This is a genomic window from Roseateles sp. GW821-FHT02E12, from assembly GCF_059421665.1.
The window spans coordinates 1,992,542-2,003,455 of sequence record NZ_JBWKVK010000001.1 but is presented as its reverse complement, the minus strand read 5'-3'; the positions used below and the strand labels follow the sequence as shown (position 1 = coordinate 2,003,455).

The window sequence follows — 10,914 nt, the reverse complement described above, 5'->3', positions numbered from 1 at the left end:
GGAAGGCGCTGGGATGCTAGTCGCCGGGCTGACCGTGCACTGTCCGCGGGATGACACCCAGGCGAAACCTCGCTTCGCGCCCGGACAATCCGCGCCCCATGAGCCGACTCCAACAACTCCAGGCACGCATTCCCGAAGGGTCTGCGGTGCTGTTCCTGATCCAGGTCTTCGCGACACTGGGCTTCGCCGTCCTGCAGTTCACGCTGACGCTGTACACGACGCGCCACCACGGCTTCACCAGCGAGCAGGCCGCGCTGATCACCGGCGTGTTCGGCGCCTTCAACTATGGGCTGCATCTGTTCGGCGGCTATCTGGGCGGGCGTTTCCTGAGCAACCGCAACCTGTTCGTGGGCGGCATGCTGTTGCAGGTGCTGGGCTGCGGCACGGTCGCGGGCGGCAGCCTGGAAGGCCTGTACTGGGGCATGGCCCTGTTCCTGACCGGCTGCGGCCTGAACGTGACCTGCGTGAACATGATGCTGACGCAGCGCTTCAAGCCCGAGGACAACCGCCGCGAGGCCGCCTTCCTGTGGAACTACGCCGGCATGAACGTCGGCTTCTTCATCGGCTTCACGGTGTCGGGCGTGTTCCAGCTCAGCGAGGACTACTCGTCGCTGTTCTGGTTCGCGACCCTGGGCAACGCCGCGGCAATAGTCGTGGCGCTGATCTTCTGGCGCACGCTGGCCGATCGCAGCACGCCCCTGGCCCAGCGCCGCGGTATCGATTTCTGGGGCCGCTTCGCCATCGGCTGCGCCGTGCTGGTGGGCCTGGTGCCCGTGCTGGTGTGGCTGCTCAAGAAGCCCGGCGACACCTCCATCGGCATGAAGGCCTTCTGCGCCGTCGTCGCGGTCGTCCTGATCGTCATGACGCTGCGCCATCCGGTGCGGGCCGAGAAGCAGCGCATGCAGGCCTATCTGGTGCTGACGGCGGGCTCGCTGGTGTTCTGGTCGCTCTATCAGATGGCACCCAACGGCCTGCAGCTCTATGCCGTGGGCAATGTGCTGATGAACGTCTGGGGCGTGCCCGTGGCGCCGCAGTGGGTGCAGAACATCAACGCCTTCTCCATCGCCATCGGCGGGCCGCTGCTGGCCTGGCTGTTCGCCCGCTGGCGCGAGCGTGGCTGGCCGGTGGACATCCCGATGCAGTTTTCCGCCTCGCTGGTGCTGATGGGCCTGGGTTTCCTCGTGCTGCCCGTCGGCATCCACTTTGCCGACGGCTCGGGCAAGTCAGACTTCTTCTGGCTCTTCCTCAGCTATGTGCTGCAGTCGGTCGGTGAACTGCTGATCTCACCCATCGGCTACGCCATGATCGGTCGCCTGGCGCCCAAGCAATACCAGGGCGTGATGATGGGCAGCTGGATGCTGGTGACGGGCCTGGCCTCGCTGTTTGCCGGCGACTTCTCGGGCGTGGTGTCGCAGCCGGTGGACGGCTCGCCGCTGACGACGAATGCAGCCTATGCGACGCTGTTCACGCAGCTGGCCGTCGGCAGCCTGATCACGGGCGCGGTGCTGTTCGCGCTGCGGCCGTGGCTCAGGAAGCTGATCGACGGCGAGCGCGCCTGAGTCACTCCGGGTAGGCCTTGGTCAAGGCTTCGAGTTGTTTGGCTGTCACGGCCATCATGAAGCCGTGGCGCAGCGTGGCGGGCATCTCGAAGCGGTTCCACTCCTTGACGCCCGAGTTGCCCCAGACCTCGATCCAGGGCCCTTCCAGCCGTGGCGCCATCGAAAGGCCGTAGCTGGTGCCGGCGTACTGCTCGTAGTACAGCAGCCAGTCCGCCCCGTTGGGGGCGCGGATCAGCGTGGGGGCCTCGCGGAAAGCCGGGCTCAGCGAGGGCCCGGGCTCCGGGTAGGGCCCGAGCAGGTTGGCGCCGCAGCTCATGCGCACCGTCTTGCCGGTCGTCCAGTTGTACGACGGGAAGCGCTCGTCCTTCACCACCGCACAGTAGCCACCGGCCGGGTTGTCAACGAGGAAGACGTCGATGGTCGCCATGTCCCAGTCGAACAGCCGCTTGGGCGGGCCGACGAATTCGCGCAAGTCCCTGGACGTGACGTACATCGTTCGCTGGCTGGCCCAGTAGCGCTCGGGGTCGTCGGGCGAGCCGGGCACGTTGGGCGTGTGCCACATCAGCACGAAGCGGCTGCTCGCCTTGTCGAAGAACAGCTTGGGCGCACCGATGCGCTGCAGCGGATGCGGCTGGCCGACAAAGGTGGCGAGGTCGGGCTTGTAGGTGCCGAACTTCGTCCACTTCACCAGGTCGTCCGAGACCCAGAAGCGGATCTCTTCGTCCTCGTCGCTCTTGTTGCCGACAAGGTAGTAGCGGCCGTCCCCGCCCTGCACGATGAAGGGATGGCCGTGGTAGTCCTCGTTGACGGCCTTGCCCTTGTTCAGGCGCTTCCAATGCAGGCCATCGGTGCTGACGGCGTAGTGCAGCACGCCGTAGCGGGCGTTCGTCATGTGGGCGAACAGGTAGCCGCCGGGTGCCACGTCGGCGGCACGGGCCGCAAGGCCCGTGACGGCGAGCAGCAAACCTGCAAGCAGGGTTTGCAACTTCATCATGGATGTCTCCTCAAGGGGCCAACAGTTGCCAGCGCTGGCAATCGCCGCCCAGCCATTCCCACTGCGCCACATCGGCGCCGTTGGCCGTCGAGCAACCGGCAACGTCCAGCACGCGGCCACTGTTCTTGTTGGCGATGCGCACGTAGCCGGCACCGACGTTCTCGATGCCCCAGCGCTGGGCCGGCGCGTTGTTGCCGGTCCACTGGCGCACATCGGCGCCCATGCGCAGCGAGGCGTCCGCCACGTCCATCTTCAAGCCGCTGTTGACCGAGGTGAACTCGTAGAAGCCGTCGGCCGTCTGCGTAACCGTCCAGCGCTGGCAGTTGGCGCCGCTGTAGGGCCACTGCTGGATGTTGCCGCCGGCGGCGGTGGAGCAGGCGTTCACATCCAGCGCCTGGCTGCTGTGCTTGGCGATGACCTTGTAGTTGCCGCCCGCCACCGAGTTGGGGCTGACGCGCTCGAAGCGCCAGCGCTGGCAGTCGCCGCCCAGCCAGGTCCACTGCTGCACGACGGCGCCGGTGGCGGTGGAGCAGGCGTTGACGTCCAGCACGAGGTTGCTGTTCTGGTTGATGACGCGGTAGTAACCGTCGCCCACGGGCTCGATGCGCCACTGCTGGCAGGTGGCGCCGTTAGCCGTGTACTGCTGCACCTTGCCGCCGGCGGCGGTGGAGCAGGCGTTCACGTCCAGCGCCTGGCCGGTGTGCTGGGCGGTGATCGTGTAGATGCCGTTGGCCGTGTTGGCCACGCGCCAGCGCTGGCAGTCGCCGCCTATCCAGGTGTATTGCTGCGTGCCCGTGCCGGGCGTCGTGGCGCAGCCGGGGATCTCCAGCACCTGGCCGCTGTTCTTGGATACCAGGCGGTAGACGCCATCGGCCACCGGGTTGTTCAGCGGCGCGCTGGCGAACTGCATGCGGCAGCCCATGCCGGCCAGCTGCAGCACGCGGCTGTTGTCGGCCGAGGCCAGCAACTGCGTGCTGTAGTTGGTGCAGGCATCGCCACCGGTGCCCACGGGCGTGGCCAGCGGCGTGGCGGCCTCGGTCCAGGTGCCCGTGCCGCCGGCGGTGTTGAACATGTAGACGCGGCCGTTGGCATCCTCGTTCACCGCGTTCGTGCCATTGCGGCGCAGCAATTGCCCGATCAGCAGCAGGCGGCCTTGCGAGCTGCCATCGTTCAGCCACGTGATGGTGGGCGTGTGGCTGAAGTGGTTGCCCGCCGTGGACTCGACGCGCGTGCCCATATTGCTGGCCGTGCCCCAGTTGCTGCCGTTGGTGGAGGTGCGGATGTAGACATCGCACGAGCGCGAACCGCAGATCTCGTAGCTCATCGCATACGTGCCGTTGGGCAGCTTGCGCACGATGGGCATGCCGGGCCGCAGGTCGCCGCCGTCGCTGATCCCGACGTCGACGACATCTGCGCCCCAGGTCAACCCGCCATCGGTGGAGACCTTGTGGGCGATCAGCTGGTTGAAACCGCCAGACTTGTACTCCTCGCTGGAATAGAACATCAGCAGCCGGCCCGCGCTGTCGATGGCGAACTCGGGCTCCCAGATGCCGGTGTTGCCGACGGCAGGCACCGACAGCTGCGTCCACGTGCGGCCCACGTCGGTGCTGCGATAAAGACGGATGGTGTGCGTGGTGCCGTTGCGGCCGGTGGTGGCCCAGAACAGCGTGCCGGCCGCGGTGGAGCCCAGCGTCTGCGGCACCTCCCACAGCCCGCTGCAGCAATGCCAGGTCTCGGGCACGGTGATGCTGCCGACCTGGGCCCAGGTGGCGCCCTGGTTGGTGCTCTCGTAGATCAGCGACTGGCTGCCGCCCAGGTCGTGGGAAGCGATCAACCGGCCGTTGGCGCCGCCGCTGGCGGCGAGGCGGATCAGCCGTGGGTAGAAGCTGTCCTGCGTGGTGTTCAGCACCGTCTCCGCCGCACGGGCCGAGGTACCGAACAGCGCACACAGCGCCATCATCAAAGCAAGTAGCACTCTCATGCCTGTCTCCTATGGATTGGAAGAAGGCGGCTCTGGCGGCCGCTCTGGGTCGATGCCCCCAGAAATTCAGCGGCCGAACTCGATCAGCGCGCGGTTGGCTTTCTTCACTCGGTCGAAATCGAGCTTCTTCACTTGCCGGTCGTAGGTGAAGAAGCCGTTGAGTTCCTCCTCCACGTCGGTCGTCTCGGTGTAGACCGCGGCGCTCAAGCCCTGCGTCGCGGCGAACTCGCGCAGCCGCGCGGCCTGCTCCACGTAGACCTTGGTGACGGCTTCCTTGCTCTCGTAGAGCAGGTAGCAGCACTTGGAATCGGGCCGGTACATATGGCCGGGCGTGCGCAGGCTGTTGCCGCCGTACTCGCCCAGCACGGCAATGCGGCCGGGCTGCCAGTTCACCCAAGCTGGGCCGGGGTAGTCATGCATGTCGATGACGTCGCCACCACCCTGGTCGTGCGGCTCGAAGTTGATGCCGGAGTGGGTGTTGACGAGCCGCGTCGCGTCCAGCGCCTTGAACACGTCAGACATGCGGCGGTGGTCGAAGTCGCCCCAGCTCTCGTTGAAGATGACCCAGGAGACGATGGACGGCACGCTCTTCAGCTGGTCGACGATCTCGCGCATCTGGCCTTCGGTACGCGCGCGCACGGCCAGGTCCTTCTCGGCGTCCCAGGCCTGGGGCATGTCCTGCCACACCAGCAGGCCCAGCTTGTCGGCCCAGTAGAACCAGCGCGCCGACTCCACCTTGATGTGCTTGCGGACCATGTTGAAGCCCAGGTCCTTGGTGGCCTGCAGGTCGAACTTCAGCGCCGCATCGGTCGGCGCGGTGTAGAGGCCATCAGGCCAGAAGCCCTGGTCCAGCGGGCCGAACTGGAAGACGAACTTGCCGTTCAGCAGCGGGCGCGGCACGCCGGCCACGTTGCCGATGGCGATGCTGCGCATGCCGAAGTAACTGTCGACCTGGTCGACGACCTTGTCGTTGCGGCGCAGCGTGACCTTGAGGTCGTAGAGGAAGGGATCGTCCGGCGACCACAGGCGCGGCTTGGGTACAGGGATGTTCAGCTCGATGCCGGGGCGGCCGGTGGCGCGCCCGACCAGCTTGCCGTCGCGGTAGGCCACGGCCTCGACTTCCGAGTCGGCGTCCGCACGCACGATGAGCTGCAGCTGCTGCTTGGCCACGTTCGGCGTCAGGTCCAGCCGCGCGACGTGCGCGGCGCCGACGGGCTCCAGCCACACCGTCTGCCAGATGCCAGAGCTGGGCGTGTAGAAGATGCCGCCCGGCTTGAGCGACTGCTTGCCCAGCATGCCGTCGCCGGTGCTGGGGTCGAAGGCCGAGACGACGAGCTCGTTGCGGCCGGCTTTCAGCTGGTCGGTGATGTCGAAGCTGAAGGACGCGTAGCCGCCGTCATGGAAGCCGACACGCGTGCCGTTCACGTAGACATTGGCCACGCGGTCCACGGCGCCGAAGTTGATGCGCACGCGCTGGCCCGCCCAGCCGGCCGGGATCTCGAAGCTGCGGCGATACCAGAGGTTGACCTCGCCCAGCCGCTCGATGCCCGACAAACGCGACTCCACCGGATAGGGCACGCGCACCTGCTCTACCTTGGCCGGGAAGGCCGGCGCGGTGGACGGCACATGGCGGGCATCGGGCGCGCCCCTGCCGCCCCAGTAGTCCCAGCTGCCGTTGAGGTTGAGCCACTCCTTGCGCACGAGCTGGGGGCGCGGGTACTCGGGCAGCGGCACGGCGGCCTTCTCGGCCTCTGCCGTCCACGGCGTGGTCAGGCGCAGGCCGGGTACGAAGGGCTTGTCGGCCTCCTGCGCGTGGGCGGCCATGCCAGCCAGCGCCAGGACGAGAGAGGAAATCAGCAGTCTCATGAAGGACCTCGTTGAACGAATCAGGAAGTGGCGCGACGGCGCCCGCTCAGCAGCACCAGCAGGCGCTGCAATCCGCAGAACAAACCCAGCAGCGCGCCGATGACGATGCGCGTCCACCAGGAACTCAAGCTGCCGTCGAACAGGATCAGCGTCTGGATCAGCCCCAGCATCAGCACGCCGGTCAGCGCACCCAGCACATGGCCCGTGCCGCCGCTGAGCAGCGCGCCGCCGATGACGACGGCGGCAATCGCGTCCAGCTCCAGGCCCTGCGCATGCAGGCCGTAGCCGGACAGCGTGTAGACGCCGAACAGCACGCCGCCCAATGCGGCACAGAAGCCGCTGACGGCGTAGACGGCTATGCGCGTGGCCGCGACGGGCAGGCCCATCAGGCGCGCGGAACTCTCCTGCCCGCCCAAGGCATAGACCGCACGGCCGAAGCCGGTGGAGCGCGCGGCCCATGCCGCCATGGCCAGCACGGCCAGCGCACAGACCGCGCCGGGCGTGATCTCGCCTAGCGGCCCCAGCGACCAGCGGGCCTGCGACCAGGCGGCCAGCGTCTCGTTGCTGATGGGGATGGAATCGACGCTGAGCAGATAGCAAAGCCCGCGCGCCAGGAACAGCCCGGCCAGCGTGACGATGAAGGCCGGCACGGCGAAGGCATGGATGACCCAGCCCATCAGCGCGCCAAAGGCCGCGCCGCCGATCAGCAGCAGCGGGATCAGCAGCGCGGGCGACAGATGCGCGCGCTCGATGCCCCAGGCCAGTAGCATCGTCGTCAACGCAACGACCGAGCCCACCGACAGGTCGATGCCGCCGGACAGGATGACAAAGCTCATGCCCACCGCCACGACGAGCAGGAAGGCGTTGTCGATCAGCAGGTTCAACAGCACCTGGCCGGACAGCAGGCCCGGGTAGGCCGCGGCGCCGCCGAGGGTGGCGACGACGAGCAGCAGCAGCGAGGCCCAGCTCGGCAGGTCTTGGGCGCTGAGTCTCATCGGCGCCTCCAGACCGAGGACTGGCTGATGGACACGGCGAACACCACGGCTGCCTTGACCACCAGCGTGACCTCGGGCGCGATGCCGAGGGCGTAGATGCTGGTCGTCAGCGTCTGGATGATGAGGGCGCCCAGCACGCTGCCGCGCAGGCTGAAGCGGCCGCCCAGCAGCGAGGTGCCGCCCAGCGTCACCGCGAGGATGGCGTCCAGCTCCAGCATCAGGCCGGCGTTGTTGGCGTCGGCGCTCTTGATGTTGGCGCTGATCATCAAACCGGCAATGCCGGCGCACAGGCCGCAGGCGATGTAGACGGCCAGCAGCAGCCCGGCGGCATGCACGCCGGCTAGCCGCGCGGCAGCGGGGTTGGCACCGGCCGCTTGAAGGAAGAGCCCCAACGCCGTGCGGTGCTTGAGCAGGCCCAGCAGCGCGGCCAACGCAAAGGCCAGCCAGGGCGCGAACGGCAGGCCGAGCAGGAAGCCATTGCCGAGAAAGGCGTAGGCCGGGTTGTCGATGGTGAGGATCTGGCCGTCGGTGATGAGCTGGGCGACACCACGGCCGGCCGTCATCAGGATCAGCGTCGCGATGATGGGCTGGATGCCACCGGCGACGACGAGCAAGCCGTTGAACAGGCCGCACAGCGCGGCGGCACCCAGGCCACCCGCGAGGGCCAGCGCCAGGCCATGACCGGGCAGCAAGGCAGCGGCGACGGCGGCGGTGATCGCGACGACGGCACCCACTGAGATGTCGATACCGCGCACCGCGATGACCAGCGTCATGCCCATGGCCACGACCATCAAGGGAGCTGCGCGGTTGACGATGTCGATCAACGGGCCGAAGGCGTGGCTGTCCTGCCAGCGAATGGCGACGAAGCCGGGGTTCAGCGCGGCGTTCAGCACCCAAAGGGCCAACAGCACGAAACCGGCGTGTTTCACCGAAGCATTCATGCAGCCGCCCCCGCCATCACGCGTAGCAGCCGCTCTTCGCTCAAGCCGCGTGCGTCCAGTTCCGCCACCTGGCGGCGCTCGCGCATCACGACGATCCGATGACTGGCGCGCAGCACCTCGGGCAGCTCGGACGAGATGAACACCAGCGCCATGCCCTGGCGGCACAGCGACAACACCTGCTCCATCAGGTCCTGCTTGGCGGCGATGTCGATGCCGCGCGTAGGCTCGTCGAGGATGAGCAGGCGCGGCTCGGTGGCCAGCCAGCGGGCGAGGATGGCCTTCTGCTGGTTGCCGCCGGAGAGCAGGCCGATGGGTGTCTCGGCATCGGCCGTCTTGATGCCCAGCTGCGTGATGAAGCGCTGCGCCAGCTCGCGCTGCGCGGCGCGCGGCAGCATGCGGAAGACACCGCGTCTAGCCTGCAGTGCCAGCACGACGTTCTCGCGCACGCTGAGTTCGGCCACGATGCCGTCGACCTTGCGTTCCTCGGGGCAGAAGGCGAAACCGGCGCGGATGGCGTCACGTGGGGTGTGCAGGGCTAGCGCGCGGCCATCGACCTGCAGCGTGCCAGCGTCGGCGCGGTCGGCGCCGAACAGCAGCCGCGCGGCCTCGGTGCGGCCCGCACCGAGCAGGCCGGCCAGGCCCAGCACCTCGCCCGGCGCGACGGCGAGGCTCAGGCCTTCGACGGCATTGCGGCGGCTCAAGTCCTTGGCCTGCAACAGCGGCTGGCCCGCCGGCGCTGCATCGTCCCGCGTCGCCGTCGTCGCCGACAGCTCGCGACCGATCATCAGCTGCACCAGCTTCATGCGCGGCAGTTCGGCCGAATACTCGCCGACGAGCTCGCCGTTGCGCAGCACCGTGAAACGGTCGGCCACGGCGTAGGCCTGGTCGAGGAAATGGGTGACGAGCAGGATGGCCACGCCTTCGCCGCGCAACTTGCGCAGCAGCGCGAGCAGGCGCGCGGTCTCGGCCTCGTCGAGGCTGGAGGTGGGTTCGTCGAGGATCAACACCCTCGCCTGCTGATGCAGCGCACGGGCGATGGCCACCATCTGCTGCAACGCAACCGGCAGCTCGCCCAACGCGCGGCGCACGTCAAGGTCCAGGCCCAGCCTTGAGAGCGCACCCTCGGCTTCGCGATGGGTCTGCTTCCAGTCAATGCCCCACCAACGGCGCGGCAGCCGGCCAGCCAGCAGGTTCTCAGCCACCGACAGGTTGGGGCACAGTTGCACCTCCTGGTGCACGACGGCGATGCCGGCGCGCTGGGCCTGCAGCGGCGTGCGCGCATCGAAGGGCTGGCCATCGAGCTGGATGCTGCCGCCGTCGCGCGCCTGCACGCCGGCCAGTATCTTGATCAGCGTGGACTTGCCCGCGCCGTTCTGGCCCATCAGCACCTGCACCTCGCCGGCACGCAGCGTCAGCCCGGCATTCAACAGCGCTGGCACGCCGTTGAAGGCCTTGGCGACGGCTTGCGCGTGCAGGACTGCTTCAGCCATCAATACTTGCGCTTGGGCAGCTCGCGGGCGGCGACGTCGGAGGTGAACACGCCCTCCTCCGTCACCATGCGGCGCGGCAGCGTCTTGCCGGCCTTGAGGTCGCGCACGGCCTGCATCAGCTGCGGGCCAAGCAAGGGGCTGCACTCGACGGTCACGTTGAGCTTGCCGGCCACCATGGCCTGGAAGGCACCCTTCACGCCGTCGATGGAGATGACGAGGATGTCCTGGCCCGGCTTGAGGCCGGCCTCCTCGATGGCCTGGATGGCGCCCAGGGCCATGTCGTCGTTGTGGGCGTAGAGGACGTTGATCTTCTTGCCGCCCTCGGCCTTCAGGAAGGCTTCCATGACCTCCTTGCCTTTGGCGCGGCTGAAGTCGGCCGTCTGCGAGCGCACGATCTTCAGGCGGGGCTCCGCCTTGATGATCTCCTCGAAGCCCTTCTTGCGGTCCAGCGCGGGCGCGGCGCCCACGGTGCCTTGCAGCTCAACGATACGCACTTCGTCCTTGCCGCCCTTGGATTTGTCCAGCAGCCAGCGGCCGGCGCGGCGGCCTTCCTCGACGAAGTCCGAGCCCATGAAGGCCACCCACAGGCTCTCGTCGGCCTCCTTCACGAGGCGGTCCGTCAGGATGACCGGAATGCCCGCGGCCTTGGCCTCGCGCAGCACGGTGCCCCAGCCGGTCTCGACGACGGGCGACAGCGCGATGACGTCGACCTTCTGCGCGATGAAGGCCCGCAGCGCCTTGATCTGGTTCTCCTGCTTCTGCTGCGCGTCGGCGAACTTCAGCTCGATGCCGGCGTCCTTGGCCGCTTGCTTGATGGAGGCCGAGTTGGCGGTGCGCCATTCGGACTCGGCACCGATCTGCGAGAAGCCGAGGATCAGCTTCTTGTCGGCCGCCCAGGCGGGCAGGCCAGCAGCGGCCAGGAGGGCAAGCGCGTGACGTCTTTGCATGGCGATTTCGAAGAAAAAGGCCGCCCCGACACGCGCTCAAACAAGCGCGTGCACGAGGCCGGCGTGAAGGCGGCGCCGAACCTTGCGCCGCACGGAGTCAATCTTTCGGGCCGAGCGCTGGGCCGCTCCCGAGCCGGCCCG

The 10,914-nt window shown here is 67.9% G+C and carries 8 protein-coding genes; 1 reads left to right on the top strand and 7 read right to left on the bottom strand.

Annotated features, from left to right (window positions below):
• Nucleotides 1-98: 98 nt before the first annotated feature.
• Entirely contained in the window at nucleotides 99-1,559 is a 1,461-nt protein-coding gene (locus AC07V5_RS09495) for a peptide MFS transporter (RefSeq protein WP_495115401.1), read from the top strand.
• Between the two features lies 1 nt (nucleotide 1,560).
• Here AC07V5_RS09495 and AC07V5_RS09490 read toward each other — a convergent pair whose 3' ends face one another.
• The 7 genes from AC07V5_RS09490 to AC07V5_RS09460 all read right to left on the bottom strand — a co-directional run bounded on the left by AC07V5_RS09490 (nucleotide 1,561) and on the right by AC07V5_RS09460 (nucleotide 10,773).
• Nucleotides 1,561-2,553 carry a glycoside hydrolase family protein gene (locus tag AC07V5_RS09490; RefSeq protein WP_495115400.1) on the bottom strand — a complete coding sequence of 331 codons (993 nt, stop codon included), beginning with the start codon at nucleotides 2,551-2,553 and terminating at the stop codon, nucleotides 1,561-1,563.
• 10 nt (nucleotides 2,554-2,563) lie between these two features.
• Nucleotides 2,564-4,534: an RICIN domain-containing protein gene (locus tag AC07V5_RS09485; protein ID WP_495115399.1), complete on the bottom strand. Its 1,971-nt coding sequence runs from the start codon at nucleotides 4,532-4,534 to the stop codon at nucleotides 2,564-2,566.
• A 66-nt stretch (nucleotides 4,535-4,600) separates the two neighbouring features.
• Nucleotides 4,601-6,400 carry a sugar-binding domain-containing protein gene (locus AC07V5_RS09480; protein WP_495115398.1) on the bottom strand — a complete coding sequence of 600 codons (1,800 nt, stop codon included), beginning with the start codon at nucleotides 6,398-6,400 and terminating at the stop codon, nucleotides 4,601-4,603.
• A gap of 20 nt (nucleotides 6,401-6,420) precedes the next feature.
• A complete protein-coding gene (yjfF, locus tag AC07V5_RS09475; RefSeq protein WP_495115397.1) occupies nucleotides 6,421-7,395 on the bottom strand; it encodes a galactofuranose ABC transporter, permease protein YjfF in 975 nt (324 codons plus the stop codon).
• The gene (locus AC07V5_RS09470; protein ID WP_495115396.1) at nucleotides 7,392-8,336 is read right to left on the bottom strand and encodes an ABC transporter permease; all 945 of its coding nucleotides are present in this window, start codon (nucleotides 8,334-8,336) and stop codon (nucleotides 7,392-7,394) included. Before AC07V5_RS09470 ends, yjfF begins: the two co-directional genes overlap by 4 nt.
• The gene (locus AC07V5_RS09465; protein WP_495115395.1) at nucleotides 8,333-9,826 is read right to left on the bottom strand and encodes a sugar ABC transporter ATP-binding protein; all 1,494 of its coding nucleotides are present in this window, start codon (nucleotides 9,824-9,826) and stop codon (nucleotides 8,333-8,335) included. The genes AC07V5_RS09470 and AC07V5_RS09465 overlap by 4 nt, the downstream gene beginning before the upstream one ends.
• Entirely contained in the window at nucleotides 9,826-10,773 is a 948-nt protein-coding gene (locus AC07V5_RS09460) for an ABC transporter substrate-binding protein (RefSeq protein ID WP_495115394.1), read from the bottom strand. Before AC07V5_RS09460 ends, AC07V5_RS09465 begins: the two co-directional genes overlap by 1 nt.
• Between the last annotated feature and the right edge of the window lie 141 nt (nucleotides 10,774-10,914).

Excerpts from the sequence above, each read along its gene's own strand:
- AC07V5_RS09495 (WP_495115401.1), top strand. The coding sequence starts at position 99 with ATGAGCCGACTCCAACAACTCCAGGCACGCATTCCCGAAGGGTCTGCG.
- AC07V5_RS09490 (WP_495115400.1), bottom strand. The coding sequence starts at position 2,553 with ATGATGAAGTTGCAAACCCTGCTTGCAGGTTTGCTGCTCGCCGTCACG.
- AC07V5_RS09485 (WP_495115399.1), bottom strand. The coding sequence starts at position 4,534 with ATGAGAGTGCTACTTGCTTTGATGATGGCGCTGTGTGCGCTGTTCGGT.
- AC07V5_RS09480 (WP_495115398.1), bottom strand. The coding sequence starts at position 6,400 with ATGAGACTGCTGATTTCCTCTCTCGTCCTGGCGCTGGCTGGCATGGCC.
- yjfF (WP_495115397.1), bottom strand. The coding sequence starts at position 7,395 with ATGAGACTCAGCGCCCAAGACCTGCCGAGCTGGGCCTCGCTGCTGCTG.
- AC07V5_RS09470 (WP_495115396.1), bottom strand. The coding sequence starts at position 8,336 with ATGAATGCTTCGGTGAAACACGCCGGTTTCGTGCTGTTGGCCCTTTGG.
- AC07V5_RS09465 (WP_495115395.1), bottom strand. The coding sequence starts at position 9,826 with ATGGCTGAAGCAGTCCTGCACGCGCAAGCCGTCGCCAAGGCCTTCAAC.
- AC07V5_RS09460 (WP_495115394.1), bottom strand. The coding sequence starts at position 10,773 with ATGCAAAGACGTCACGCGCTTGCCCTCCTGGCCGCTGCTGGCCTGCCC.